The organism is Streptomyces sp. SudanB5_2050, from assembly GCF_964272335.1.
In the GTDB taxonomy this organism is placed as follows: Bacteria; Actinomycetota; Actinomycetes; order Streptomycetales; family Streptomycetaceae; genus Streptomyces; species Streptomyces rochei.
Map to the genome: position 1 here is coordinate 958892 of NZ_OZ186760.1, position 25933 is coordinate 984824.

Annotated in this window: 29 protein-coding genes; 17 read left to right on the forward strand and 12 right to left on the reverse strand. The window is 73.4% G+C overall.

All coding sequences use genetic code 11. From position 1 onward, the window contains the following. Positions 1-140: 140 nt before the first annotated feature. Together ACFZP7_RS04035 and ACFZP7_RS04040 are read left to right on the forward strand one after the other, a co-directional pair. The gene (locus tag ACFZP7_RS04035; protein WP_062135757.1) at positions 141-794 is read left to right on the forward strand and encodes an ATP-dependent Clp protease proteolytic subunit; all 654 of its coding nucleotides are present in this window, start codon (positions 141-143) and stop codon (positions 792-794) included. A gap of 1 nt (position 795) precedes the next feature. Next, on the forward strand, positions 796-1398 hold the full coding sequence (locus tag ACFZP7_RS04040) for a ClpP family protease (RefSeq protein WP_019327305.1): 603 nt from the start codon (positions 796-798) through the stop codon (positions 1396-1398). Between the two features lie 49 nt (positions 1399-1447). Here the strand turns inward: ACFZP7_RS04040 and ACFZP7_RS04045 are convergent, their stop codons facing one another. Beyond that, complete coding sequence (locus ACFZP7_RS04045; RefSeq protein WP_019327304.1) at positions 1448-1876, reverse strand: helix-turn-helix domain-containing protein; 429 nt, start codon at positions 1874-1876, stop codon at positions 1448-1450. A gap of 247 nt (positions 1877-2123) precedes the next feature. Here ACFZP7_RS04045 and ACFZP7_RS04050 point away from each other — a divergent pair, with 247 nt between their 5' ends. After that, positions 2124-3011 carry an RNA polymerase sigma factor SigF gene (locus ACFZP7_RS04050; RefSeq protein WP_031021113.1) on the forward strand — a complete coding sequence of 296 codons (888 nt, stop codon included), beginning with the start codon at positions 2124-2126 and terminating at the stop codon, positions 3009-3011. A 106-nt stretch (positions 3012-3117) separates the two neighbouring features. Here the strand turns inward: ACFZP7_RS04050 and ACFZP7_RS04055 are convergent, their stop codons facing one another. Beyond that, positions 3118-3573 carry an ATP-binding protein gene (locus ACFZP7_RS04055; protein WP_385633858.1) on the reverse strand — a complete coding sequence of 152 codons (456 nt, stop codon included), beginning with the start codon at positions 3571-3573 and terminating at the stop codon, positions 3118-3120. A 153-nt stretch (positions 3574-3726) separates the two neighbouring features. Here ACFZP7_RS04055 and ACFZP7_RS04060 point away from each other — a divergent pair, with 153 nt between their 5' ends. The 3 genes from ACFZP7_RS04060 (at position 3727) to ACFZP7_RS04070 (ending at position 6115) form a co-directional block, all read left to right on the forward strand. Beyond that, on the forward strand, positions 3727-4311 hold the full coding sequence (locus ACFZP7_RS04060) for a PRC-barrel domain-containing protein (RefSeq protein ID WP_109203521.1): 585 nt from the start codon (positions 3727-3729) through the stop codon (positions 4309-4311). Further along, complete coding sequence (locus ACFZP7_RS04065; RefSeq protein ID WP_385638333.1) at positions 4311-4736, forward strand: PRC-barrel domain-containing protein; 426 nt, start codon at positions 4311-4313, stop codon at positions 4734-4736. Before ACFZP7_RS04060 ends, ACFZP7_RS04065 begins: the two co-directional genes overlap by 1 nt. Positions 4737-4831: 95 nt before the next feature. After that, a complete protein-coding gene (locus tag ACFZP7_RS04070) occupies positions 4832-6115 on the forward strand; it encodes a streptophobe family protein (protein WP_385633859.1) in 1284 nt (427 codons plus the stop codon). A 14-nt stretch (positions 6116-6129) separates the two neighbouring features. Here ACFZP7_RS04070 and ACFZP7_RS04075 read toward each other — a convergent pair whose 3' ends face one another. Next, positions 6130-6540: a hypothetical protein gene (locus tag ACFZP7_RS04075; RefSeq protein WP_019327298.1), complete on the reverse strand. Its 411-nt coding sequence runs from the start codon at positions 6538-6540 to the stop codon at positions 6130-6132. A 307-nt stretch (positions 6541-6847) separates the two neighbouring features. Then, entirely contained in the window at positions 6848-7840 is a 993-nt protein-coding gene (gene mgrA / locus ACFZP7_RS04080; RefSeq protein ID WP_019327297.1) for an L-glyceraldehyde 3-phosphate reductase, read from the reverse strand. A gap of 126 nt (positions 7841-7966) precedes the next feature. On the opposite strand from mgrA, the gene ACFZP7_RS04085 reads away from it, so the two are divergent. Both ACFZP7_RS04085 and ACFZP7_RS04090 read left to right on the forward strand, forming a co-directional pair. Then, complete coding sequence (locus tag ACFZP7_RS04085) at positions 7967-8851, forward strand: LysR substrate-binding domain-containing protein (RefSeq protein ID WP_031021107.1); 885 nt, start codon at positions 7967-7969, stop codon at positions 8849-8851. 25 nt (positions 8852-8876) lie between these two features. Next, positions 8877-9392 (forward strand): mycothiol transferase, encoded by a 516-nt coding sequence (locus tag ACFZP7_RS04090; protein WP_031021106.1) that lies wholly within the window; start codon positions 8877-8879, stop codon positions 9390-9392. Here the strand turns inward: ACFZP7_RS04090 and ACFZP7_RS04095 are convergent. Both ACFZP7_RS04095 and ACFZP7_RS04100 read right to left on the reverse strand, forming a co-directional pair. Next, the gene (locus ACFZP7_RS04095; RefSeq protein WP_030976502.1) at positions 9374-10453 is read right to left on the reverse strand and encodes an adenosine deaminase; all 1080 of its coding nucleotides are present in this window, start codon (positions 10451-10453) and stop codon (positions 9374-9376) included. The two genes, ACFZP7_RS04090 and ACFZP7_RS04095, sit on opposite strands and share 19 nt — an antisense overlap. Before the next feature lie 43 nt (positions 10454-10496). Beyond that, positions 10497-10889, reverse strand: coding sequence for a VOC family protein (locus tag ACFZP7_RS04100; RefSeq protein WP_210951868.1), 393 nt, complete (start codon positions 10887-10889; stop codon positions 10497-10499). Positions 10890-11012: 123 nt separating this feature from the next. On the opposite strand from ACFZP7_RS04100, the gene ACFZP7_RS04105 reads away from it, so the two are divergent. After that, positions 11013-11471, forward strand: a complete 459-nt coding sequence (locus ACFZP7_RS04105; RefSeq protein ID WP_086877054.1) for a pyridoxamine 5'-phosphate oxidase family protein — start codon at positions 11013-11015, stop codon at positions 11469-11471. A 6-nt stretch (positions 11472-11477) separates the two neighbouring features. On the opposite strand, the gene ACFZP7_RS04110 is transcribed toward ACFZP7_RS04105, so the two are convergent. From ACFZP7_RS04110 to ACFZP7_RS04120, 3 genes are all read right to left on the reverse strand, one after another. Beyond that, the gene (locus tag ACFZP7_RS04110; protein ID WP_185908372.1) at positions 11478-12380 is read right to left on the reverse strand and encodes an aldo/keto reductase; all 903 of its coding nucleotides are present in this window, start codon (positions 12378-12380) and stop codon (positions 11478-11480) included. Positions 12381-12410: 30 nt separating this feature from the next. Then, positions 12411-13301: a glycoside hydrolase family 19 protein gene (locus ACFZP7_RS04115; protein ID WP_029393751.1), complete on the reverse strand. Its 891-nt coding sequence runs from the start codon at positions 13299-13301 to the stop codon at positions 12411-12413. A gap of 216 nt (positions 13302-13517) precedes the next feature. Beyond that, positions 13518-14840 (reverse strand): aldehyde dehydrogenase family protein, encoded by a 1323-nt coding sequence (locus ACFZP7_RS04120; protein ID WP_385633860.1) that lies wholly within the window; start codon positions 14838-14840, stop codon positions 13518-13520. 137 nt (positions 14841-14977) lie between these two features. Here ACFZP7_RS04120 and ACFZP7_RS04125 point away from each other — a divergent pair, with 137 nt between their 5' ends. Beyond that, positions 14978-16039: an acyl-CoA dehydrogenase family protein gene (locus ACFZP7_RS04125; protein WP_385633861.1), complete on the forward strand. Its 1062-nt coding sequence runs from the start codon at positions 14978-14980 to the stop codon at positions 16037-16039. A gap of 41 nt (positions 16040-16080) precedes the next feature. On the opposite strand, the gene ACFZP7_RS04130 is transcribed toward ACFZP7_RS04125, so the two are convergent. Further along, on the reverse strand, positions 16081-16281 hold the full coding sequence (locus ACFZP7_RS04130) for a hypothetical protein (protein WP_037823165.1): 201 nt from the start codon (positions 16279-16281) through the stop codon (positions 16081-16083). Positions 16282-16453: 172 nt separating this feature from the next. Between ACFZP7_RS04130 and ACFZP7_RS04135 the strand changes: the two genes are divergently transcribed. After that, entirely contained in the window at positions 16454-16894 is a 441-nt protein-coding gene (locus tag ACFZP7_RS04135; protein WP_220672358.1) for an SPW repeat protein, read from the forward strand. Between the two features lie 178 nt (positions 16895-17072). Next, positions 17073-17342 carry a GlsB/YeaQ/YmgE family stress response membrane protein gene (locus ACFZP7_RS04140; protein WP_029393749.1) on the forward strand — a complete coding sequence of 90 codons (270 nt, stop codon included), beginning with the start codon at positions 17073-17075 and terminating at the stop codon, positions 17340-17342. Positions 17343-17371: 29 nt separating this feature from the next. Here ACFZP7_RS04140 and ACFZP7_RS04145 read toward each other — a convergent pair whose 3' ends face one another. Further along, positions 17372-18331, reverse strand: coding sequence for an NAD-dependent epimerase/dehydratase family protein (locus ACFZP7_RS04145; protein ID WP_385633862.1), 960 nt, complete (start codon positions 18329-18331; stop codon positions 17372-17374). Between the two features lie 158 nt (positions 18332-18489). Here ACFZP7_RS04145 and ACFZP7_RS04150 point away from each other — a divergent pair, with 158 nt between their 5' ends. Beyond that, entirely contained in the window at positions 18490-18975 is a 486-nt protein-coding gene (locus tag ACFZP7_RS04150) for a nucleoside deaminase (protein WP_019327283.1), read from the forward strand. A gap of 400 nt (positions 18976-19375) precedes the next feature. Here the strand turns inward: ACFZP7_RS04150 and ACFZP7_RS04155 are convergent, their stop codons facing one another. Next, on the reverse strand, positions 19376-20092 hold the full coding sequence (locus ACFZP7_RS04155; protein ID WP_385633863.1) for a chaplin family protein: 717 nt from the start codon (positions 20090-20092) through the stop codon (positions 19376-19378). A 260-nt stretch (positions 20093-20352) separates the two neighbouring features. Here ACFZP7_RS04155 and ACFZP7_RS04160 point away from each other — a divergent pair, with 260 nt between their 5' ends. From ACFZP7_RS04160 to ACFZP7_RS04175, 4 genes are all read left to right on the forward strand, one after another. Next, positions 20353-21963: an alpha/beta hydrolase gene (locus tag ACFZP7_RS04160; protein WP_127445123.1), complete on the forward strand. Its 1611-nt coding sequence runs from the start codon at positions 20353-20355 to the stop codon at positions 21961-21963. A 60-nt stretch (positions 21964-22023) separates the two neighbouring features. Further along, the gene (locus tag ACFZP7_RS04165; protein WP_031021086.1) at positions 22024-23118 is read left to right on the forward strand and encodes a hypothetical protein; all 1095 of its coding nucleotides are present in this window, start codon (positions 22024-22026) and stop codon (positions 23116-23118) included. Between the two features lie 145 nt (positions 23119-23263). Further along, complete coding sequence (locus ACFZP7_RS04170; RefSeq protein WP_385633864.1) at positions 23264-24283, forward strand: Gfo/Idh/MocA family protein; 1020 nt, start codon at positions 23264-23266, stop codon at positions 24281-24283. A 273-nt stretch (positions 24284-24556) separates the two neighbouring features. Further along, positions 24557-25900: a SpoIIE family protein phosphatase gene (locus ACFZP7_RS04175; protein ID WP_385633865.1), complete on the forward strand. Its 1344-nt coding sequence runs from the start codon at positions 24557-24559 to the stop codon at positions 25898-25900. Positions 25901-25933: the final 33 nt, after the last annotated feature.

The following is a 25933-nucleotide window of genomic DNA, read 5'->3' on the forward strand; positions in this document are numbered from 1 at the left end:
CGCCTCCGAGCGTTCTGCCCGTGGCAGATCTGCCGCGGGCAGAGAAAGGGCTGCTCGGGACCGCCGCGGGCCAAGAGTGGGAGGGAGCGCGGCGCCATCGGCCGCGCACGACTCGTCCGACGACTCGACAAGGAGCGCCGATGTCCCCACTCACCGCCGGTCCCGCCCCGGCCACCTGGCCCCGCGCCCAGGAGGGCGACACCCCTCCCTCCCGGTTCGACGACCATCTGGCGGCGCAGCTGCTCGCGCAGCGCATCGTGCTGCTGGGCACGCAGGTCGACGAGGTCTCCGCCAACCGGGTCTGCGCCCAGCTGCTGATCCTGTCCGCGGAGGACCCGCGCGCCGACATCACGCTGTGCGTCAACAGCCCGGGCGGCTCCGTGCACGCGGGGCTCGCCATCTACGACACGATGCGGTTGATCCCCAACGACGTGTCGACGCTCGCCATGGGGTTCGCCGCGAGCATGGGGCAGTTCCTGCTGAGCGTCGGCACGGCGGGCAAGCGCTACGCCCTGCCGAACGCGCGGATCATGATGCACCAGCCGTCGGCCGGCATCGGCGGCACCACCGCCGACATCGAGATCCAGGCCGACAACCTGGAGTTCACCAAGCGGACCATCGAACGGATCACCGCCGAGCACACCGGGCAGAGCCCGGAGACCATCTCCCGGGACGGCGACCGGGACCGCTGGTTCACGGCCGAGGAGGCCAGGGAGTACGGCATGGTGGACCGGGTCGTCCAGTCCCTCGCGGATGTGCGCCCGGCCGCTCCGAAGCGACGGATGGGGCTGTGACATGGGGAGCTACACGATTCCGAACGTCGTCGAGCGGACCCCGCAGGGCGAGCGGTCCTACGACGTCTTCAGCCGGCTGCTGTCGGAGCGGATCATCTTCCTCGGCACCGAGATCGACGACGGTGTGGCCAACGTCGTCATCGCGCAGCTCCTGCACCTGGAGTCCTCGGCTCCCGAGAGCGAGATCGCGGTGTACATCAACTCCCCCGGCGGCTCCTTCACGTCGCTGATGGCGATCTACGACACGATGACCTTCGTCCAGGCGCCGATCTCCACGTTCTGCGTCGGGCAGGCCGCCTCCACGGCCGCCGTGCTGCTGGCCGGCGGCGACCCCGGACGGCGGTTCGTGCTGGAGCACGCGCGGGTGCTGCTCGGCCAGCCGGCCAGCGGCGGCCGTCAGGGCACGGTCACCGACCTGGCCCTGCAGGCCAAGGAGATGGTGCGGATCCGCGCGCAGGTCGAGGAGGTGCTGGCCCGGCACACCGGGCACGACGTGGCGACGCTGCGCGCCGACATGGACCGCGACAAGGTCTTCACCGCCCGGGAGGCGGTGGCCTACGGGCTGGCCGACGAGGTGCTCAGCCGGCGCCTGGCGCGGGTGTGAGCGCCGGGACGGCGCCGCGCGCCCGGCGGGGCGCCGTCCCGGAGCGCGGTCAGGCGGCCAGGCACATCCCGTCGTACCGCGCGCCGGAGGAGCCGGGGCCCCGGCCCGGACCGGCGTGCCGGGCGGCGAGCCGGACCAGCTCTCCCTGGGCGCGGGCCAGGAGGTCGCCGAGGCCCAGTCCGAGGGCGCCCGCGGCGGCGGCCAGCACCTCGGAGGACGCCTCCTTGCGGCCGCGCTCCACCTCCGACAGATACGGCATGGAGATCCGGGCGGTCTCGGCGACCTCCTTCAGGGTGCGCTCCTGGGCGAGGCGTTCGCGACGGAGGACGTCGCCGACGAGGTCGCGCCACAGGGGCTCACGCGCCGCGGGGCGCCTTCGCTCCGGGGCGGCCGGCCGGGCGGCGGGGGCGGCCTCCGGGCGCTGGGCACGGGGGCGCAGGGGAATGACGCGGGCTTCGTTCGGCACGTGGCTGGTCACCTCCTCAGCCTAGGATCACGGCGCGGAGGGGGAAGGGGGCGGCGTTCAGCCCACAGGGAAATCGCCGGGTGCCGGGCGGGCCCCGCGGAGCTACGCTGGGTGCGAGCACGTCGCTCCGCGAAGGTGCCGCGGCATCGGTTTTCCGCCATCCGTGAAAATGAGAGGCATGTGCCGCGGCGACCCGGGTACCCGCCGGCGCGGGAAGAACCTAGGGAGACGCCGAACCGTGACTTTCGTGGGAGAGGTAATGGAGACCGCCGTGATCCGGCCGGAAGCGCAGGTCGTCGGGAAGACCACCGGGAGCGGGACGGACGAGGGATCACTGCCGGGCGTCGAGGACCCCCGCGCCGTGGCTCCGCGTGACGCGCGGCAGCTGTCGCGCCAGTTCTTCCAGCGCCTGACGGAACTCGAAGAGGGCACGCACGAGTACCAGTACGCCCGCAACACGCTGATCGAGATGAACATGTCTCTCGTGCGGTTCGCCGCCGGCCGGTTCCGCGGCCGCGGGGACGACATGGAGGACATCGTCCAGACCGGCATGATCGGCCTGATCAAGGCCATCGACCGGTTCGAGCTGTCGCGCGAGGTGGAGTTCACGTCCTTCGCGCTGCCCTACATCGTCGGCGAGATCAAGCGCTTCTTCCGGGACACCACCTGGGCGGTGCACGTCCCGCGGCGGCTCCAGGAGCTGCGCGTGGAGCTGGCCAAGGCCCGTGAGGAACTCTCCTCCCGTCTGGACCGCGAGCCCACCGTCGCCGAGCTGGCGACCCTGATGAACATCAGCGAGAACGAGGTGATCGAGGGCCAGATCGCCTCCAACGGCTACAACTCCTCCTCGCTGGACGCGGCGCTGACCGGCGACGGGGCGGAGAGCGGCGAGTCGGTGCTGGCCGACTTCATCGGCGTGGAGGAGGACGGGCTGCGGCTGGTCGAGGACTTCCACTCGCTCGCCCCGCTGATGGCCGAGCTGAGCGAGCGCGACCGGCGGATCATCCACATGCGGTTCGTGGAGGAGGCCACCCAGGCGGAGATCGGGGAGCGGCTCGGCTGCTCGCAGATGCACGTGTCCCGGCTGATCAAGCGGATCATCACGCGGCTGCGCGAGGGGATGCTGGGCGAGCTGGGCTGCGCCTGAGGGCCGACCGCCTGAGGCCGACCGGGCCGATCGACGAGGTGCCTGTGCCGCCCCACACGCCGGAGGTGGGGCGGTGCGTCCGTGTCCGGGACCGGGTCGGACGGGGTCACGCCTCGGTGAGGGGCACCAGCGCCTTGACGCGCTTGCCGACCGGTACGCGCTCGACGACGACCGCCTCCGCCAGCGCGTGGACGATCTCCAGGCCGTGCCGGCCGACGCGCTCGGGATCGCGCGGGTAGCGCTCGGGCACCGCGCCGCTGCTGTCGTAGACGGACACGGTCACCGAGGCGGGCGTGCCCTCGAGCTCCAGGATGTAGGGGCCCTTGCTGTGGCGGTCGGCGTTGGTGATCAGCTCGCTCACCACGAGCAGCACCGCGCCGTCGGACCGCGGGCCGATGGTGGCGCACCACTCGGTCCTGAGCCGGTCGAGGAAGTGCGAGGCGAAGGCACGTGCCCGCGCTATGCACCCCGGTTCCCCGGAGTAGTGGGCCCCCTGTCGGAGCGGTTCAACGGGTACGTCGAAACCAGTCGGTATCACTGCCCCGTCCAGGTACTCGGTCATGCGTGTCTCTCTCGGAAGCCGGGCCGGCCGCTGCTGCACCTGTCCTCGTACCCCGGCCCCGGCTTCGCAGTCCCCGTGTCTTCGTACTGCGGGCATCGTCACAGTGGCACGGGGAACCCGAGATGGCGGGAGAGGGTGCGGGAAGGGCGTGCGATGAACGAACTGATGGCCGCGCGAAGCCTCACCACCCGGCCGGTGGTCACCCTCGGCGGCGATGCGGTCGCCCATGTCAAGGACACCGTATGCGACGCCGGGGCGAGCCGGATCACCGGCTTCACCCTGACCGGCCGCGGACTGCTGTCGGGTCCGCTGAAGGAGGGGCTGCCCTGGTCGTCCGTGTACGCCCTCGGGCACGACGCGGTGATGATCCGCGACCGGCGGGGCCTGGTGAGCGCGGCGGTGCTGACGGAGCGCCGGCAGTCGCTGCGGGCCGAGGTGATCGGGGCCCGGGTCCTCACGGAGGCCGGTGACGAGGTCGGCACCGTGCTCGACGTCGTGGTGGAGGGCGGCACGGGCGGACGGGTCGTCGGCTTCCGGGTGGCGGCGAGCAGGCGGTTCGTTCCCGGTCAGTCCCGGCACGGGCGGCGGGTGTACGTGCCGCGCGGGGTCTCCGTGACCCTCGCCGGCCGGGACCTCGTGCTGGCCGGGGAGGCCGCCGCGCACGTCGCCGACGATCTGCCGGGCCTGACCGCGCTGGTCGCCGGCGTGCCCGGTCACCCGAAGGGCTCGCCGCCGTGATGCTGTTCACCGAGGTGCGGGGGCTGCCGGTGCTGGTGCCGGACGGGGGCGGGCCGGTCGGCACCGTGACGTCGCTGACGGTCGACGTCGCGTCCGGCGCGGTGAGCCGGCTCCGGTTGCGCAGGGGCCGCTTCCGCGGGGAGACGGCACTGCCCTGGGAGGCGGTGCTGTCGGTCGGTCCGGGTGCCGTCCGGGTCGGTTCCGCCGAGGCCGCGGAGTCGGCTCCGGTCCACCACGAGCTGCTGGGGCACCGGGTCCTGACCGAGACCGGCACCGCACGCGGCACGGTGCTGGACGTGGCGTTCGCCCCGGAGACGGGCCGGGTCCTCGCGGTGTTCACGACGCGGGGCGAGGTACCGCCCGACCGGTTGCTGGGGCTCGGCGACCACGCCCTGGTCGTGCGCACCGCGTGGGCCGTGCGCTAGCCCGGCCGCTCGGCCGGGAGCCCGATCGGGCGCCGGGCGGACGCGGACGGTCTCGTCGGCGCGCGCCGCGGGCCGGTGCTGCTTAGCGTGGCAGCGTGAGTTCGCGTACCCCACCCGGCACGTCCGGACAGGCGGTCGCCCGTCACGGCTGGCCGCAGGCCCTGGCCACGGTCCTGGCCGGGCTCGTCGCCATGGGCGTCGTGGCCGCGCTGGGCCTGTGGGCGGCCGGCGCCGCGGACCTGCCCGACAACGCCTTCCCCCGGGTCGTCACGGCGACCGTCGTCACCGCGGTGGGCGGGGCCCTGGAACTGTCCGGGGACGCGGGCGGCTTCGCCGAGACCGACGCGGGTCTGACCGTGCTGCCGCTGTCCGTGACGCTGATCGGCGCCCTGGTCGTCGGCCGGGGCTTTCTGCGGCCGTTGCGGCACCGGGCGGTCGCCGGTGCGGCGGAGCTGGCCGGCTGGGCCGGACGGATCGCCGTCCTGTGGCTGGCGGCTCTGCTGGGGCTCTCCTTCGCGGCCCGCCAGACCTTCGAGGTGTCGCTGGGCGAGGGCCTGCTGGACGACCTGGGTGACCTGTTCGGCGTCGCTCCGCGGGTCGGCTTCACCACGGACGTGCCGCTGACCGTCCTGTTCGGGCTGCTGTGGCTGGCCGGTGTGCTCCTGTCGGCCCTGCTGGTCTCGCGCCGGGCACCGTTGCCCGGTCGGCTGCTGCGCCTGCACACCTCGGTGCGCCCGGCGGCGTACGCCATGCTCGCGCTGCTGCTCGCCTACGTCGTCGTCGGCGCCCTGGTCGGGCTGGTCGTCGCCGGGACCCGGGGGCACCCGGCGGACACCTTCGCCGTCCTGCTGCTCGGCCTGCCGAATCTGGCGTGGCTCGCGCTCACGGTCGGGCTCGGAGCCACCTGGGACGGGCGCGTGGAGGGGCCGTTCGGGCTGCCGATGCCGCACGTCCTCGACGAGGTGCTGCGCAAGCCGGACGTCGCCGCCCTGAACCTGGGGTCGGTCACCGAGCGGGACGGGCGGTGGTGGTGGCTCCTGGTCGTCGCGGCGGTCCTGCTCCTGGCGGCCGGAGTCCTGCTGGCGCGCCGCTCCCCGGCGGCCGTGCCGGCCTGGCTGCACGCCGTGCACATGGCCGTGGCGCTGGCGCTGACGGTCCTCATGATCGGCCTCGTCGGCCGGATCTCCGCGCACTACGGCCTGTCAGTGCTCGGGATCGGCGACCTGGGCGGCGGACTGGCCGGACAGCTGTTCCTGCGTCCCAGGCTCTGGGCCGCGGTCGGCCTCGCCCTGCCGTGGGGGCTGGTCACCGGGTTCCTCGGCGCGCTGCTCGCCCGCCGGGTGGGGCGGCGCCGTGACGGGGGCGCGGCCGGCGCCTAGGCCGGCGCGAGGGTTCAGGCGACGGGGACCACGAGGGGCGGTGCGGCCCGCTGCATGCGCAGGGCGTCCACGGACTCCGCCATCAGCTCGTACTCCGTCGTGTCGTCACTGGTCGCGACGCGCACCAGACGGCCCGCCGCCAGCTCCTCGGCGACCAGCTCCTGCTGGACGTCGTCGGCGCACCAGGTGCGCAGCACGCGCGGCACGTCGGGGGCGTCGTCGGCGACCGGGGTCAGGGCGCCGCGGGGTAAGTGGGGGGTGTCGGGCTGCGGGTCGAGCCGCTCGGCGATCCAGGACGCCCGGTCGCGCAGCCACCACAGGGCGAGGGCCAGGGTGGGGGCCCGGTAGGTCCCCAGGGGTACTCCGATGCGCCGTCCGTCACAGACACCGTAGGCGGTGACATGGCACAGGAACTCGTCGTGCACTGCTCCCCTCCCCCGTCGCGCAGTCCGCCTGCCGGTCGGGCGTGACGTCCGTGCGGCTCGTGTGCTGTGCGTGAGGACGCTGTCGCGTGCTGTGAGACGCCCTGTAGGTGAGTATGTTCACTACTGAACCACTGTCACCATGAATTTCCGGCCACTCTCCTGGCATATTCACGGCAGTGGGTGGCCGAAACAGCGCGTCGCGGGGTGTGGGCAGGGCGGCGGTACCGGAAGGCCCGGGTCCGGACATGCCGGAATCCCGGAGGCGGGCCGCCGCCTCCGGGATCGCGTGGGTCGTCCGTTCCGCTTCCTACTTCTTGACGATCTCGTCGATCCGGGCCAGTTCGTCGGCCCCGAACTCCAGGTTCCCGACGGCCGCCACGCTGTCCTCCAGCTGCCGCGGGCTGCTCGCGCCGACCAGGGCGGAGGTGACCCGGCCCTCGCGCAGGACCCAGGCCAGCGCCAGCTGCGCCAGGGACTGCCCGCGGTCGGCCGCGACGTCGTTCAGGGCGCGCAGCCTGCCGACCAGTTCCCCGGTGACCGCGTCGGAGTCGAGGAAGGGGCTGTCGCTCGCGGCGCGCGAGTCCTCGGGGATGCCGTCGAGGTAGCGGCCGGTCAGCAGGCCCTGCTCCAGCGGGGAGTAGGCGATGGAGCCGACCTGGAGTTCGCCGAGCGTGTCCAGCAGACCGCTGGTCTCGGGGCGCCGGTCGAGCATGGAGTAGCGCGGCTGGTGGATGAGGAGCGGCGTGCCCAGCTCGGCGAGGATGCGGGCGGCCTCGCGGGTCTGCTCCGGCGAGTAGTTGGAGACGCCGACGTACAGCGCCTTGCCCTGCTGCACCGCGGTGTGCAGGGCGCCCATCGTCTCCTCCAGGGGCGTGTCGGGGTCGGGGCGGTGCGAGTAGAAGATGTCGACGTGGTCCAGACCCATGCGGGCGAGGCTCTGGTCGAGGGAGGAGAGCAGGTACTTGCGCGATCCCCACTCGCCGTACGGGCCGGGCCACATCAGATAGCCGGCCTTGGTGGAGATGACCAGCTCGTCGCGGTACGGCGCGAAGTCGGCCTTGAGCGCGTCACCGAGCGCGGACTCGGCGGAGCCGGGGGGCGGGCCGTAGTTGTTGGCGAGGTCGAAGTGGGTGACGCCGAGGTCGAAGGCGCGGCGCAGGATCGCCCGCTGGGTCTCGACGGGACGGTCCGGACCGAAGTTGTGCCACAGACCGAGCGACAGCGCGGGGAGCTTCAGGCCGCTGCGTCCGGTGCGCCGGTAGGGCATGTCCGCGTAGCGGTCGGGGTGTGCGGTGTACAACGCGACTCCAGAGGGGTTGGCGCCCGGGTACGGGCCGTGTGCGGAACCGGTCCCACTCTGGCGTGACCTGCGGGCAGTGGTCCAACAGAAGAATCCGATGGGATTGTGCGGATACGCTTCTGAGTCATGGAACTGCGTCATCTCCAGCACTTCGTGGCGGTCGCCGAGGACCAGCACTTCACCCGGGCGGCCGAACGGCTGCTGGTGTCCCAGTCCGGGCTCTCGGCGTCCATCCGGGCGCTGGAGCGGGAGCTGCGGGCGCCGCTGTTCGTGCGCACGACCCGCCGGGTCACGCTGACCGAGGCCGGGCGGGCGCTGCTGGAGGAGGCGCGGCGCATCCTGGCGCAGGTGCGCTCGGCGCACGAGGCGGTCGCCGCGGTGCAGGGTGTGCTGCGCGGCACGCTGTCGCTGGGGACCGAGCAGTGCATCGCCGGGGTGCCGGTGGCGGGGCTGCTGGCCGCGTTCCGCCGGGAGCACCCGGACGTGGAGATACGGCTGCGGCAGGCGGGCTCGGGCGAGCTGGCGGAGGAGGTCGCGGCCGGGCGGCTCGACCTGGCCTTCGCCTACCGGACGCAGGAGGACACGGACCAGCTGCGGTCCGTGTCGCTGGCCGGCGAGCCGATGACGGTGCTGTGCCACCCCGACCACCGGCTGGCGGCGTACGGCGCGCCGCTGACCCCGCGGGACCTCTCCGACGAGGTGTTCGTCGACTTCCACCCCGACTGGGGGCCGCGACGCGTCACCGACACCGCCTTCGCCGCGGCGGGCGTACGGCGGACCGTCGCGCTGGAGGTGAACGACGTGCACGGCCTGCTCGACCTGCTCGACGAGAACCTCGGCATCGCGGTCGTGCCGCGCCACTTCCGGGACAAGCGGGCCTCCCTGACCTCGCTGCCCCTGAAGGACGGCGACGAGACCGCGTACGAGACCATCGCCCTCCTGCCGCCCGTCCAGGCCACCAGCCCGGCGGCGCGGGCGCTCATGGGGCTGCTGGGAACGGCGAGCGGCTGAGGGCCGGTTGCGCCATGGTGGAGGCATGCACGCGAAGGACATCCTCATCGAGGGCTACGGCCGCATCCGGGAAGAAGTCCACGCCGCCGTCGGGGACCTGCCGCCCGACGGCCTGAACGCCCGCCCCGCCGACGACGCGAACTCCGTCGCCTGGCTGGTGTGGCACCTCACCCGGGTCCAGGACGACCACGTTGCGGACGCCTTCGGGCTCGACCAGGTGTGGCTCACCGGTGCGTGGGAGAAGCGCTTCGGGCTGGGCCTGCCCCGCCTCGACACCGGGTACGGCCACAGCCCGGCGCAGGTCGCGAAGGTGCGCGTCGACTCCGCCGACCTGCTGACCGGCTACTACGACGCCGTGCACGAGCAGACGCTCGGTGCGCTGCGCTCCCTGACCGCCAAGGACCTGGAGCGCGTCGTGGACGAGAACTGGGACCCGCCGGTCACGCTCGGCACGCGCCTGGTCAGCGTCCTGTCCGACGATCTCCAGCACGTCGGACAGGCCGCCTATGTGCGCGGGCTGGTTCAGAGCGCCGCCGCGTAGCCCGGCAGGACGACGTCCTCGATCAGGGCCCTGCGCTCGTCGAAGGGGATGAAGGCGCTCTTCAGCGCGTTCACCGTGACCGTGCGCAGGTCCGCCACGGTCCAGCCGGCCTCCTCGACGAGCAGGGACATCTCCCGGGTCATCGTGGTGCCGGAGACCAGACGGTTGTCGGTGTTCAGGGTGACGCGGAAGCCGAGGTCCTTGAGCGCCGTGATGGGGTGCTCGGCGATCGAGGTCGCGGCGCCGGTCTGGAGGTTGGAGGTGGGGCACATCTCCAGGGCGATCCGGCGGTCGCGCACCCAGCCGGCGAGCCGGCCGAGCTTGCCGGCCGCCAGGTCGGGGATGTCGTCGGTGATGCGGACGCCGTGGCCGATGCGCTGGGCGCCGCACACCTGGAGCGCCTGGTGGATGCTGGGCAGGCCGTGGGCCTCGCCGGCGTGGATGGTGAACGGGACGTTCTCGCGGCGCAGGTGCTCGAAGGCGTCGAGGTGGTCGGCGGGCGGGAAGCCGTCCTCGGCGCCCGCGATGTCGAAGCCGACGACGCCCGCGTCCCGGAAGGCCACCGCGAGGTCGGCGGTCTCGCGGGTCCGGTCGAACATCCGCATGCCGCACAGCAGGGTCCCCACGCGCACCGGCGTGCCGGCGGCGGCCGCCTTGGCCATGCCCGCGGCCAGGCCCTCCTGGACGGTCTCGACGACCTCGGCGAGGCCGAGGCCGCCCTTCAGCATCAGCTCGGGGGCGTAGCGGACCTCGCCGTAGACGACGCCGTCGGCGGCCAGGTCGAGGACGTACTCCTCGGCGGTGCGCAGCAGTCCCTCCCGGCTCTGCATCACGGCGAGGGTGTGCTCGAAGGTGGCGATGTACCGCACCAGGTCACCGGAGTTGGCGGCCTCGTAGTACCAGGCGGCCAGCTCGTCGGGGTCGGTGGTGGGCAGGGTGTGGCCGACGGACGCGGCCAGCTCCACCACGGTCGCGGGGCGCAGGCCGCCGTCGAGGTGGTCGTGGAGCACGGCCTTGGGCAGGCGGCGGAGGGTTTCGGTGTCTATGCGCGTAGATGACATGAGCGGTCGTTCCTCGGCGGGTCGGTGGCGAAGGGCGGGGAGGTCAGGCGGCGGGCTGGAGCAGGTCCCAGCGGTTGCCGTACAGGTCCTGGAAGACGGCGACCGAGCCGTAGGGCTCGCGCCGGGGCTCCTCCAGGAAGATCACGCCGGCGGCCGTCATCCGGGCGTGGTCGCGGGCGAAGTCGTCGGTGTGCAGGAAGAACCCGACGCGTCCGCCCGTCTGGTCGCCGATCCGGGCCCGCTGCCGCTCGCCCTTGGCGCGGGCCAGCAGCAGAGCGGTGCCACCGTGGCCCGCGCCGGGCTCGACGACCACCCAGCGGGAGCCGTCGGGCCGGGGGGTGTCCTCGGTCAGGCGGAATCCGAGGGCCTCGGTGTAGAAGCGGATCGCCTCGTCGTAGTCGTCGACGACGAGGGCGACCAGGGCGATGTGCGGCATCGGGACCTTCCGGGACGGGCGATTGACGGGAGAGGTTATACGTAAAACTCGCCGGACGCCAGTCTCCGGTCCTAGTCCTCCGGCCCGAGGCGTGGGCGTGTCCCGGCCGCTACCGTCACGGCCATGGAGATCACCGCACCGCCGCGCGGGCCCGGGCAGCGCCGGCAGGACGTACTGGACCGGCTGGAGCGCGAGCTGGACATCTGGGTGGCCACGGCGGACCCCGACGGGGTGCCCTGCATGGTTCCGCTGTGGTTCGTGTGGCACGGGGACGCCGTGTGGCTGTGCACGCGGGCGGCCAATCCGACCGGTCGCAACCTGCGGGACGGCGGCCGGGCCCGGCTGGCGTTGGGGCACACCCGGGACGTCGTGCTGATCGACGGTGAGGCGGAGGTGTTCGGCCTGCGGGAGGCGCCCGCGGGCGCGGCGGAGGCGTTCGCGGCGAAGACCGGCTGGGACCCGCGCGGGGACGGCGCGTCGTACGCCTGGTTCCGGGTGCGGCCGCTCGCGGTCCAGGCGTGGCACGAGGTGCGGGAGCTGAAGGGGCGGCACATCATGCGGGACGGCGCCTGGACCGCGTAGCCCGCGTCAGCCGGTCCGGGCGGCGTCGAGCCGCGCGAGTTCCCCGTCGGTGAGCCGCAGGGCGCCCGCGGCGACGTTCTCGGCGAGGTGGCCGGGGTCGCCGGTGCCGGGGATGGCGAGGACGTGCGGGCCCTGGTGCAGGGTCCAGGCGATCCGGACCTGGGCGGGGCTCACGCCGTGCGCCCCGGCGACCGCGCGGACCTCCTCCTCGTGCGCCGTCGAGGCGCCACCCCGCGGACCCGCCTCGCCCGCGAGGGCGTAGAACGGCACGAAGGCGATGCCCTGTTCGCGGCACCGGGCGAGCAGTTCGTCGGTGACGGGGTCGTGGAAGCCGAGTCCGTACCGGTTCTGCACGCAGACCACGGGCGCGATGGCCTGCGCCTCGGCGAGGTGGCGGGGCTCCACGTCGGAGACGCCGAGGTGGCGGATCAGGCCCGCCGCGCGCAGTTCGGCCAGGGCGCCGAAGTGGTCGGCGATCGAGTCCTGCCGCATGCGGCGCAGATAGACGACGTCGAGATGGTCGCGGCCGAGCTGACGCAGGTTCTCCTCGACGTGGGCGCGCAGGTCCTCGGGGCGGGCGGAGGTGCCCCACTCCCCCGACCACGCGCGGTACGGGCCGACCTTGGCGGCGATCACGAGGTCGTCGGCGTAGGGGGCCAGCGCGCTGTTGATCAGTTCGTTGGCGGAGCGCAGGGACGAGAAGTAGAAGGCGGCGGTGTCGATGTGGTTGACGCCGAGTTCGACCGCCTTGCGCAGCACGGCGAGGGAGCGCTCGCGGTCGCTCGGGGTGCCGAGGTGGAAGGCGGCGCTGCCCGTCAGCCGCATCGCGCCGAAGCCGACGCGGCGGACGGGCAGGTCGCCGAGGTGCCAGGTGCCGGAGGACTCCGCGGTGATCGTTTCCGAGGTCATCGGCGGAGTCTCGCACACGCCCGGCGGGGGTCAGCAGTACAGGTTGCCGCCCGGGGAGACACCGAGGATCTGGCTGAACTGCTGGTACTTGGTGACGCGGCTCTGGACCTGCGCGGGGTTCTTGCCGTCGCACTCCAGGGAGCCGTTGATGGAGCGGATCGTCTGGCCGAAACCGGCGCCGTTGACCATCGCGTTGTGCCCGGTCATGCTGCCGGGCCCGGACTGGGTGTTCCAGTACCACAGGGCGGTCTTCCAGGCGACGGCCGAGTCGTTCTGCACCAGCCAGGGGTTGTTCAGCAGGTCGATGCCGAGGGCGTCGCCCGCCGCCTTGTAGTTGAAGTTCCAGCTGAGCTGGATGGGGCCGCGCCCGTAGTAGGCGGCCTGGCCGGCCGGACAGCCGTAGGGCTGGTTCCAGTCGCAGTAGTGGGGGTAGTTGGCGGTGTTCTGCTCGACGATGTGCACCAGTCCGCCGGTCTCGTGGCTGACGTTGGCGAGGAAGGCGGCGGCCTCCTGCTTCTTCACCGTGTCGCTGCCGGTGTTGGCGAAGCCGGGGTAGGCGCTGAGCGCGGCGGTGAGGCCGCTGTAGCTGTAGAACGAGTTCCTGCCCGGGAACATCTGGTTGAACTGCGCCTCGGTCACCACGAAGTTGCCGACCGGCGTCTGGGAGCCGCCGTCACAGGCGTACGGCTCCCAGTACCAGGTGCTGATCAGCGGGTCGTAGCCCGGGTTGGCGTGCTCGGCGATGTAGGCCTTGCCGTCCGTGTAGCGGACGATGTCGCCGGCGTTGTAGTTCGCGCCGGCCGACCAGGCGGGGTAGCTCGAGCAGGAGGCGGCGGACGCCTCGGTGGCGGGCAGGAAGGCGGGGACGGCTCCCGCGAGGGCGAGTGCGGTGACCACGGCGGAGATACGGCGCCTCGACACGGACTGCCTCCTTCGGCGGAGCACGGCCGCTCCCGCGTCGGGGAAGGGAGGAGCGAGCCCTGCGCACGGGCCGGCCGTACCGGCCACGGCGTCGGGGGCGGCCGTGGTGGGGGGTGTGGAGGCACACTCAACCGCGTTGGTCTGTACCAGTCAAGGGTGTAGACCAGTTCAACCCGGCCGAACATCGGCCGGGTTGGCGTGGAGTCGTCGTACCGGTCAGCCCAGCGGCTTCTTCAGGACCGCCTTTCGGTGACTGAAGGTCTCGATGGAGTACCGGCCGTGGTAGTTGCCCATGCCGCTCTCCCCCACCCCGCCGAACGGGAGGTCGGACACGGTGAGATGGGCGAGCGGCAGGCCGTGACCGAGCCCGCCGGAGGACGTCTCGGCGGCGAACCGCTCCCGGGTCCCGTCGGACTCGCTGAAGACGTAGAGGGCCAGCGGCTTGTCGCGGTCGTTGACGAAATCGATCGCCTCGTCCAGGCCGGGCACGGTGACGATCGGCAGGATCGGGCCGAAGATCTCCTCCCGCATCACCGGCGCGTCGGGGGCCACGTCGGCGAGCACGGTCGGCGCGAGGTACTTCCGTGACCGGTCGCTGCCGCCGCCCACGACCACCCGGCCGGAGTCCAGCAGGCCGGTCAGCCGGTCGAAGTGGCGCTCGTTGACGATCCGCGCGTACTCCGTGGAGCGCGCGGGGTCGGTCCCGTACTGCGCCTCGACGGCCCGGACCAGCGCCGGCTCCAGGGCGGCGGCGGTCTCCGGGTCGGTCAGCACGTAGTCGGGGGCCACGCAGGTCTGGCCCGCGTTGAGGAACTTGCCGGCGACCAGCCGGGCGGCGACGGTGTCGAGGTCGGCGTCGCGGTCGACGAACGCGGGTGACTTGCCGCCGAGTTCGAGGGTGACCGGGGTGAGGTGCTCGGCGGCGGCGCGCATGACGATGCGGCCGACGGTGCCGTTGCCGGTGTAGAAGATGTGGTCGAAGCGCTCGGCGAGCAGGGCCGTGGTCTCGGGGACGCCGCCCTCGACGACGGCCACCGCGTCGGTGTCCAGGTAGCGCGGCAGCAGCCGGGCCAGCGCGGCGGAGGTGGCCGGGGCCAGCTCGCTGGGCTTGGCCACCACCGCGTTGCCCGCGGCCAGGGCGCCGACGACCGGGGCGAGCAGCAGCTGGGCCGGGTAGTTCCAGGGCGCGATGACGAGGACGACGCCGAGGGGGTCGTACTGCGTCCAGGCGGTGGCGTCGGCGCCGAGGTGGGCCGGGACCGGGGCGGGCTCGGGGCGCAGCCAGTCGGCGAGGTGGTCGAGGGTGTGGTCGATCTCGCGCACGGTGAAGCCGATCTCCGTGCGCTGGGCCTCGGCGGCGCTCTTGCCGAGGTCGGCGTGGAGGGCCGCCTCCAGGTCCGAGCCGTTCTCCGTGAGCAGGGCGCGCAGGCGGCACAGTTGGCCGGTGCGCCACTCGACGGGCTTGGTACGGCCGGTGCGGAAGGTGGCCCGCAGCCGGGCGACGACGTCGGCGGGCCGTTCGGGGGCGGGGTGGTTCACGGGGAGCCTCGCTGGAATGGGATCGATCGAGCTAGATGTAATACACAACTTTCTTCCGCCGGCATTCATTCCCCCGTCGGACCGCCGCTCCGGGCGGCCCCCTCGTCACGGCCGGGCGCGGTCGCGAGAATCACCGCATGACCACCACACCCCACCCGCTCGTCACCGAGGCCCGCCGGCTCGCGGACGAGCTTCTCGCCCCCTGCGCGCAACGCGTCGACCAGGACGGTGTGCCCGCGAGCCACCTGGACGCGGTCCGGCGCGGCGGGCTGCTCGGCGTGAGCGCCCCCGAGGAGTTCGGCGGGGCCGCGGCACCGGACTCGGTGGCCCGGGAGATCGCCGAGATCCTCGCGGGTGCCTGCTGCTCCACCTGGTTCGTGCAGACCCAGCACCACACGCCGGTCCGGTTGCTCGCGGGGGCCTCGCCGGGACTCGCGGCACGTGAACGGTTCCTGCGCCCCCTGGCGACCGGCGAGCTGCTCGCGGGCATCGCCTACGCGCACGTGCGGGCGTTCCCCCGGGTCCCGGTGCGGGCCCGCGTCGACCGCGACGGGGTGCGCTTCGACGGCACCGTGCCCTGGTACACCGGCTGGGGCCTGAACGACGTGATGCTGCTGGCGGGCGTGACCGAAGCGGACGAGGTGGTGTTCGCCTTCGCCGACGCCCGGGAGCAGCCAGGACTGCGGCCGTCGCCGCCCCTGCGTCTGGCGGCGCTGACGGCGGCCCGGACGGTCTCCCTGGAGCTGGACGGGTTGCGGGTGCCCGCGGCGAACGTGGTGCGGCGCACCCCGCGGGCGGAGTTCGCGCGCGTCGACGTCCCGCGCAGCGCCAACGCCTCCCCGGCCGTCTTCGGCGTCGCCCGCGCCGCGCTGGACCTGCTCGGCGACACGCCGGACGAGCGGAGGGCGGCCGAGTCGCTGCGGGCCGGGCTCGACGAGGTCAGGGCGCGGGCCTACGCCCTCGCCGACCACCCCGTCGCGCACGAGCACGTCGAGGAGCGGCTGGCGCTGCGGACCCGGGCGTACGACCTCATGCGCGCGGCCACGACCGCGGCGGTGGTGGCCGGCGGCGGGCGGGCGACGAGCCTCGACAGCCCCGCTCAGCGGCTCGCCAGGGAGGCGATGTTCCTGCTGGTGCAGGGGCAGACGGCGCCGGTGCGCCGGGCACATCTGGCGGCGCTGTCCGGCGCCGGACGCTGACCGGCCGCGCCGTCACCGGGAGGGGTTCACTTGTGAGGGGTTCACTTGTCCTCCCGGGCCGGAACGACCACCAGGAAGGCGTCCGTCTTGAGGTCCATCACGACGGTCGCGGGCTCTCCCTGAGCACGACGGCGCGCGGCGTACTCCTCGGCCGGCCACGACCCGCGCGGCGAGCCCGCGGGGAAACGCTCCAACACCTTCGCACCCATGACGACGACCACCTCCACTGTCGCTGTGTCCATGACGACTGACATCTGTTCGCCTGCCCGCGATCCGCGGCGACATGTCCGACTCGTTCCCTGACGACGGACCGCCCCCACGACTACACATAAGGGAAAAATAAGAGCAGAATGGACGCGTGCGGCGCTTCCGAAGACCGCATCGGACGGCCCGGTTAGTCAAAGGAGACGACTCATGGCCAACGTCTCGCACCCCCGAGGTGACATCACCAGCCATCCCGACGCCCCGGAAATGCAGGCGCGCTACGCCCGCATGCTCGGCGGCCGCGACGTGGCACTCGTGGACGGGCCGGTGTTCCTGCTCGGCCTGTACTGTGCCGTGTCCCCGTGGATAGTCCACTTCACCACCAGCCAGCCCGCGCTCGTGGCCCACAATCTGATCATCGGAATCGCCATCGGCCTGCTGGCCCTGGGATTCACCCGTGCCCCGGAGCGCATGTACGGCCTCAGCGGCGCCATGTGCGCGATGGGTATCTGGATGATCATCTCGCCCTGGATCGTCGGCACGAACCCGGACGCCGGTGTCATCTGGAACAACATCATCATCGGCGCGTTGACCCTGGCCCTGGGCTCGGTGTGCGCCGCCACGGCGGCGAAGAGCATGCGCAAACCCTAGAGACGCCCTGGAGACGAGGGAAGGGAACACCGGGGGCCGGTCCGCTTCGGCGGGCCGGCCCTCGTGTGTGTCCCTTCGCCGGCCGACCGCCGCGTGCCTGGTGACGGACGCCCGTGGACTACGCCCGCCCGCACCGGGCACACGCCAACCGCGGGGGTCTTGACAAGAAGGGGTGGACATGGAAATCGACGGCATCATCAGCGCGATCGTCATCGGCATCGTCATCGGCGTCCTGGGCCGACTCGTGGTCCCGGGCCGCCAGCGCATCGGAATCCTGTGGACGATCCTGGTCGGCATCGTCGCCGCACTGATCGGATCGTGGGTCGCGGCGGCGTTCGACGTGGCCGACACCGACGGCGTCGACTGGGTCGAGTGGCTCATCCAGATCGCCCTCGCCGCCCTCGGCGTCGCCGCACTGGACCGGTCGAAGGCCCGTACCCGGCGCTGAACGGGCGAGAGCACCGCGGACCTGCCGGGTCACCGGCCGGTGAGCCACTCCTCGTACCAGGCCACGGTGGCGTCCACGGTGTCCGCCAGAGGCGTGGGCACCGCGCCGAAGGTCCGCTCGAAGGCGGAGGAGTCCATGATCTGCGGCTCCGTGTGCTGGTAGAACATCTCCGCGTACTCCGCCATGAACCGCTCGTCGAACGGGCCGAAGGGGCGGGGCTCGGCGACCACCACGACGTTCAGCGGCCGGCCGACCCGCTTCTCGATCATCGTGTGGATCTCGCGCGTACTGACGGCGGGCGCGGTGGGCAGGTGCCAGACCCGGCCGTCGCCCTCGGGACGCTCGCCGAGCGTGGCCAGGCCGGCCGCGACGTCCCGGATGTCCGTGTAGCTGTGCGGCAGATCGATGTCGCCGAGGCCCGCGACCTCCCCACCGGTGAGGGCGGCCGGGAAGACGGCGGCTCCGAGGGACGAGTTGAGCACCCCCGGTCCCACGAAGTCCGCGCTGCGACCGAGAACGACGCGGGCCGTGCCCGCCCGGTGCGCGGACAGGTAGCGCTCGTCGAGTTCGGCGCGCATCCGGCCCTTGCGGCTGGTCGCCTGCCAGGGGCTGCCCTCGGTCATCACGGCTCCCCCGGTCTCGCCGTACGGGTAGAGGGTGTCGAGCACGACGAGCCGGGCCCCGGTCTCCCCGACCGCGGCGAGGACGGCCTCCTGCACGCGCGGCATCACCTCGGTCTGGAGGTGGTAGCCGACGTTGACGCAGTGGTACACGACCGCGGCTGCGCCTATGGCCGCCCGCGCGCCCTCGGCCGTGCTCACGTCGGCGGCGAACCGCTCGACGCCCTCGAGGGCGGGGCCGTCCCCCTTCCGGTCGACGAGCCGGACGCGGTGCCCCCGGCGCACCAGTTCGCGGGCGAGTGCGGTGCCGGCGGGGCCCGATCCGAGGACGGTGTGCGAGGTGGGCGACTGCGGGGTGACGGCGGACATGGCGGTCCCTTCTCTCCATGCTCAGGATGATCGGCGCGAGCGAAACCGCGAGAAGCGGTAGCTCTTGTTAGAGACTGTAACTCTCCCGATAGCCAGTAGCAAGGGAGGGGCGGCTTAGGCTGCCGGTGAGCACCGGAAGATCGAGGAGGTTCCCGAGCATGGCCGTGATGGAGGCCGAACTGCCGTACCTGCGCCGCTGCGTGGAGTTGGCGGCCGAGGCGTTGGAGGCGGGCGACGAACCGTTCGGATCGGTGCTGGTCGGCGCCGCCGGGGAGGTGCTGGCCGAGGACCGCAACCGCGTGGCCTCCGGCGACCGCACCCGTCACCCGGAGTTCGAGCTGGCGCGCTGGTCCGCCGCCCACCTCACCCCCGAGGAGCGGGCCGGCGCGACGGTCTACACGTCCGGCGAGCACTGCCCGATGTGTGCCGCCGCCCACGCGTGGGTGGGCCTGGGGCGCATCGTGTACGTCGCCTCGTCGGAGCAGCTGGGAGGCTGGCTGGCGGAACTGGGCGTCCCCGCCCCGCCGGTGCGGACGCTGGCGGTGCGGGAGGTGGCACCCGCGGTGGCGGTGGACGGCCCGGTACCGGAACTGACCGGGGAGATCCACGCGCTGCACCGCCGGTTCCACACCGGGCGGGCCTGAGCCCGACGGGCCCGGACCGGCACGAGGCTCGCGCGGGAACAGGCTCGTACGGGAAGAGGGCCGTACGGGGAAGAGGGTCGCGCGGGAAGAGGCTCGCGCGGGAAGAGGGTCGACGCGCTCGCCCGCATGACGGCGGTGAGCCGGGGAGCGCTCGCCGACGGGCGGTCGCGCAGGTGAGTACGGCGGGGACGCGAGGGGGAAGGCCCTGCCGGCGCCGACCGGGAGCGACGCGCCCCGGCCGACGGCACCCTCGCCGGCCGACGGGCGGCACGCGCGCCGCGCCCGGTGCGCCGCGTCGCGCAGCCCGCCCCGGCGGCAGGTCACCCGGTCGGCGGCATCGCTCACCGCCGGGGCGGCGGCCCGCCCGGCACCGTCGCCGCCGTCGGTCAGCCCCGGGCGGTCAGCCCCGGGCGCCCGGCCGGAACCGCCGGTAGAGGACGGACCCGCCGAGCACCAGGGCGGCGCCGCCCGCGAGGGCGGACAGGGTCCCGTCGGCGCCGGTGTGGGCCAGGGACGCCGGTTCCTGCGGCGCGGCGGCGTGCGGGGACGGCTGGGGCCGCGGGCGCTCCTTCTCGGGCGCCGACGGCTCGGGCGCCGACGGCTCCGGTTCCGGCCGCTCCGGGGGCGCGACGCGCTCGGGCTCGTCCTCGGAGGTGTTCACCGACTCGTTGCCGACGGCCGGGTTGCCGACGCCGACGACGTTCACGCTGTTGCCGCTGACGTTCACCGGAAGGTGTACCGGCAGCTGCACGCCGTTGCCGGAGATGACGCCCGGCGAGTCCTGCGCGCCGCCCTCGGCGACCGCGCCGCCCGACGCGCCGGCGCCCTTGGAGGCGTCCGCCCCCTTGCCGGCCGCGCCGCTCGCCCCGGTGTTGGCGCAGCTGTTGCCCGCGGCCGGGTTGAGGAGCCCCACCACGTTCACCGTGTTCCCGCACACGTTCACCGGGACGTCCACCGGGAGCTGGACGGTGTTGCCGGAGATCAGCCCCGGCGAGCCGACCGCGGAGCCGTCCGCGGCGGCGCCGTCGGACGCGAAGGCCGCGTACGCGGGCATCGTCACGGCCAGCGCGCCGGAGGCGGCGACGGCGAACACACCGTTTCGGGTAACCCTTCTCATGAGTTCCCTGCCTTCCAGACATGGTCGCGGGCACTCGCCCGCACCGGTTAAAACGCGGACGCACCATCCGAGTTATGGCTCATACGCCTTTCACTCCATCGAGCGACCGTTTTGTCGAACTGCGGGCAAAGCGCCGCGACGACCGCCGTCGACGCTCCGCGCGCACGGTTCCGCCGCCCGGAGGCGAGCCGCCCGGGGCCCGCTTATGGTGAGCGAGGGCGCCGACCACCGGTCCGCGACCCGGCGCCCGGGAGGCATCGATGCAGGCCAAGCTGGAGTCTCGGCCCTCGGTCCGGCGCTGCGCGGTCACCGGCGCGCTCGGACTGGCCCTGCTGGTCGCCGGGCTGCCCGCCGCGACCGCGAGGGACACCGGGCCCGACCTGTCCCGGTACTACGACCAGAAGGTCACCTGGTCGGCGTGCGAGGACATGGAGGCCCCGAAGGACCTCCAGTGCGGGAAGGTCACCGTCCCCCTCGACTACGACCGCCCCGGGGGCAGGACGCTGGACCTCGCCCTGGCCCGGTACCGGGCGACCGGCGACAAGCGCGGCTCGGTGCTGCTGAACTTCGGCGGCCCCGGCGGCTCCGGCGTCGACGAACTCGCGGCCGGGGGCAAGGAGTTCATGCACCTGACCAACGGCTACGACGTGGTCGCCTTCGACCCGCGCGGTGTCGGCCGTTCCTCGCCGGTCACCTGCGGCCCGGCCACCGTGGAGATCATCGAGGCGACGGACGGGGACGAGAAGCTCACCGACCCTCAGGACGTGCTGCGGCGGCTGCGGGACGCGGCGGCCGACTGCGCGAAACACTCGGGCCCCGTGCTGCGCCACATAGGCACGGTGGAAGCCGCGCGCGACATGGACGTGATGCGCCAGGCGCTCGGCGACGACCGGCTGGACTACCTCGGCTTCTCCTACGGGACCCGGCTGGGCGCGGTCTACGCCGCCCAGTTCCCGGACCGGGTCGGGCGGATGGTGCTGGACGGTGTGGACACCCTGACGGAACCGCTGACCGAGCAGGGGCTCGCCGGCGCGCGCGGCCAGCAGACCGCTCTGGAGAACTTCCTCGACTGGTGCGTGGAGGACATCGCCTGCCCGTTCGGGCAGGACGCCCGACAGGCCCGGCGACTGGTCGAGCAGGTCGTCGCCTCGCTCGACGCGGACCCGGTGCCGACCGGCTTCGGCGAGCCGTTCTCCGGCCAGGACATGGTGGGGGCCATGGGTCAGGCCCTGTACAGCCGGGAGCTGTGGCCCTCGCTGGAACGGGCGCTCGCACAGCTCATGGAGAGCGGCGACACCAGCGGCCTGGAGGGCTTCGTGTCCGGCGGCGTGGGCTTCCCGGTCCGCGACCGGACGGGCATCGCCGTCCGGGGGAACACCGGTGCCGGTCTGACCGACCCGGAGGACATCCCGATGGACAACCTGCCGGCCGCGCTGATGGCGATCAACTGCGCCGACGACCCCGACCGGCCCTCCGCCGCGCAGGTCGCCGAGTCGCTGGGCCGGCTGCGCACCCGGTACGAGGAGGCGTCGCCGGTCTTCGGACGGTACCGGCTCACCCAGGTGCTGATGTGCTACGGCCGCCCCAAGGGCACCGACTACATCCGTGAGGACGTGAAGGACCTCGACACCGCGAGGATGCTGCTCGTCGGCACCCGGGGCGACCCGGCCACCCCGTACCGCTGGACCGAGCAGACGGCCGACCGGATCGGGCCCTCGGCCGTGGTGCTCGACAACAAGGGCGAGGGGCACACCGGCTACGCGTCGTCCGAGTGCGTGCACCGCAAGGTCGACGACTTCCTGCTGTACGGCTCCCTGCCGCCCGACGGCAGTTCCTGCGGCTCCGAGTCGTCCCAGGGCGGGGACGAGTGACGGCGCACGCCCCGGATTGCTCCGAATGCCCGATAGGTCCTTTCGTCCTATCGTGCTGACATGGAGCACGATCTGAGTCCCAGCGCCCTCGCCGAACTCCGGCGCCCCCGCCCCTACCCGGCCGTGTCCGTGCTGACGCCGACGCACCGCCGGGAGCCGGACAACGCCGGCGACCCCGTCCGGCTGCGCAACGCGGTCGCCGAGGCCAAGAAGCAGCTCGAGCAGGATCCGGCCGTCACCCGCGACCGGCGCATGGAGGTGTCCCGGGAGCTCGACCGGGCGCTCGCGGAGGTCGATCTGACGTACGCCGAGGACGGGCTGGCGATCTTCGCCGCGCCGGGTGAGCACCAGGTGTGGACGCTCGCCCGTTCCGTCCCGGAGCGCGTGGTCCTCTCGGACACCTTCCTGACCCGCAACCTCGTCGCCGCGCAGGCCGCCGAGCGGCCCTTCTGGGTGCTGTCGGTCGCCGCCGACCGGGTCACGCTGTGGAGCGGCGGCGCGGGGCGGATCGTGGAGGACCGCACCGGCGGCTTCCCCATGGACCGGCCGCCGCTGGACTTCGACCCCGAGCGCCAGGAACGGATCGGCGACGCCCCGAGCACCTTCCGGGACGAGAACACCCGCCGCTTCCTGCGCGACGCCGACACGGAGATGGGCAGGGTGCTGCGCGCCCACCCCCGGCCGCTGTACGTCACCGGACCGCAGCCGGCCCTGTCGGTACTGGAGGAGACCGGGAACACCGTGCGCGACGCGGTGCTGATCCCGCACGGGGGCCTCGCGCACGGCACGGCCGAGGCCGTCCGGCAGGCGGTGGCGCCCGTCCTCGACGACGAGGCGCGCGGCTCCGTGGAGGACGTCGCGCGGGAGCTGGACGCCGCCCGCGGGCGCAAGGACTTCGCGGCCGGGGTCGACGAGCTGTGGGAGAGCGCGCACACCGGCCGGGTCCGGCTGCTGGCCGTCGAGGAGAACTTCAAGGTGACGATGCGCGAGGACGGCGAGCACCTGGTCCCGGCGCACGACGGCGACCTCGACGCCCGCGAGGACATCGTGGACGAGATCGTCGAGCAGTGCCTGGAGACCGGCGCCGACGTGCGCTTCGTCCCCGACGGCGCGCTCGGCGAGGCGGAGGGCATCGCGGGCGTGCTGCGGTACTGACGCCGGCACCGCGTCCGGCCGCCGCGTCCACCGCGTCCACCGGCTCCGGCCACCCCGGCCCCTTGACGACCGTGAAACCCTGTTCGCGGTACACGCACCCGCCCTCCGCGGGTGCGGCGGCGGGCGGGGAAGGAGCCGGCGGAGCGTGAGCGATCTTCTGGGTGTGGCGGTCCTGGGCGCGGGGCACATGGGCGCCGATCACGTACGGCGCCTCGACCGGGTGGTGAGCGGCGCCAGGGTCGCCGCCGTCGCGGACCCCGACGCCGAGCGGGCGAAGGCGGCCGTGGCCGGGATCGACGGGGTCGTCGCGCACACCGACGTCGAGGCCGTGCTGGACGCGCCGGGCGTCGAGGCCGTGCTGATCGCCTCCCCCGGCGAGGCGCACGAGGAAGCGCTGCTGGCCGCGTTCGCGCGCGGGCTGCCGGTGCTGTGCGAGAAGCCGATGGTGCCGGACCCGGCGGGCGCGCTGCGGGTGGTGGAGGCGGAGGCCCGGCTGGGCCGCAGGCTGGCGCAGATCGGGTTCATGCGGCGCTACGACGAGGAGTACCGGCAGTTGAAGTCGCTGCTGGAGGGCGGGCGGCTGGGGCGGCCGCTGATGCTGCACTGCGTGCACCGCAACGTCTCCTCACCGCCGCACTTCACCTCCGACATGCTCGTCACCAGTTCCGTCTCGCACGAGATCGACGCGGCGCGCTGGCTGCTCGGTCAGGAGCTGACCGCGGTGACCGTGCTGCGGCCCCGCCCGTCGGCGGGCGCGCCCGAGGGTCTGCTCGACCCGCAGCTGGTGCTCTTCGAGACCGAGCGGGGCGCCCTGGTCGACGTGGAGATCTTCGTCAACTGCGGCTTCGCCTACGAGGTGCGCTGCGAGGCCGTCTGCGAGACCGGCAGCGCCCGGATCGGGGACGCGCGCACCATGGTGGTGACGGCCGCGGGCGGAGCCCGCCGGGAGGTGCCGCAGGACTACCTCGTCCGGTTCTCGGACGCGTACGACCGCGAGGTGCAGTCCTGGGTCGACGCCGCCCGCGGGGGCCGGGTCACCGGGCCGGACGCCTGGGACGGGTACGCGGCCTCCGCGGTCGCCGACGCCGGGGTGCGGGCGCTGGAGACGGGCTCGCGCACCCCCGTCGACCTCGCGCCTCGGCCCGCGCTGTACACGACCCCGTAGAACACGAGTCCGACGAACACTCGGGCGACTGCCCCGGACGGCCGCTCGGTCCCCCAAGTCCCGTAGGCGGACTACGACTTGGGGGCCCGTGCACCTACGCTTCCGGGGCGTCGAACTCACTCCGGGAAGACGGTGGCATATGCCGCGAGCACCACCGTATCGTGTCTTGCCAAATCCCTTACGAGGCATCGCGGGCTGTGCAACAGTCGTAACGGCCCTCCCGCCGGCCTCGGTCCCGCCTTGGTTCGTACCGTCTGCACATCGGAGTGCGTCATGTCGTCCCATCTCTCCACGGACCACCCGGCCGTCCAGCCCCCGGGACGCGGCTCGGTCGAGGCGCTCATATCGCAGGCCCGGCGGCTCAAGGGCGACGTGGACGCCGTCCGGCGGGACCAGAGCGACGGCACCGGTCCCCGCGGACGCTGGCACCGCGCCCTGTGCGATCTGGCACTGCATCAGCTCAGCGACCTGGACGCGCACTTGGCGCAGCTGCGGGACGGGCCGGCGCCCGCGCCCCGCCCGGGTTCGCTGCTCAGCAGGGTCGGCAGCGCGGAGTGGAACCTGCTGACGGACGAGGCCGAGTGGTCCGGGGAACTCTTCCAGATCCTCGGCCGCGACCCGGCCGCCGCACCGCTCAGCCTCGACGAGTTCCCGTCCCTGGTGCTGACCGAGGACCGGCCGAAGCTGACCTCGATGGTCACGGACTGCCTGGTCGACGGCCGCCCCATCGACGGGGAGTTCCGCGTCGTCCGCCCCGACGGCACCGTACGGACCGTGCACATGATGGGCGAGCCCGTGCTCGACGCCGACGGCAGCACCGCCTCCATGTGGGCGGTCCTGCGTGACGTCGGTGAACTGCGCCGCAGCCAGCGGGCCGTGAGCGAGACCCGTGACTCGCTCCGGCACTCCCCGCTGCCCGCGCGCACCGGGCCACGGGCCGCGGTCGAACCGCGGGAAGCCGTGCCGCCGCCCTGGCACGGCCTCCTGCGGTTCCCGCACCAGGGACGGCCGGGCCTGGACCTGGCGGCCGGGTATCTGCCCGCTGCGGCGGACACGCCCCGGTGCGGGGTCTGGTACGACGCCTGCCCCCTCGCCGGTGACGAGACCCTGCTCGCTGTCGGCGACCTCACCGGCGCCGACACCGACCCGGCGCAGGGCCCGGCGATGGTGATCGGCGCGCTGCGCGGCCTGACGGCGGCGGGCACCCGCCCGGGAGAACTCCCGGACCGGCTCGCCCGCTTGCTCCGGTCCACCGCTCTGCCGCCGGTGCGCGGCGCCGTGTACTGCGGCTACCGGCCCGGCAGCCGCACCCTGACGTGGGCCCAGGCCGACGGTCCCGCCCCGCTGCTGTTCCGCGACGGGACGGAGACCGGGCAGACGGGGCGGACGGGGACCGACCTCCAGGCCGGTGACCTGCTGGTGCTGCACACCGGCGGACTCGTACCGGCCGGTCGCCAACGCCTCCTCGCCCTGGCCCCCCGGCTCACCGGGGCGCGCTCGGCACAGGAGGTGCTGAGCATCGTGACGCAGGAGGTGGGCGAGTCCCTGCGCCGGGAGGACGCCTGTGTACTGGTGGCCCGGGTGACCCCGAGGCAGGGCCCCGCGCCCCGCACCTGACCCGCACACCACCGCCCGCTCCACGCCGCCACC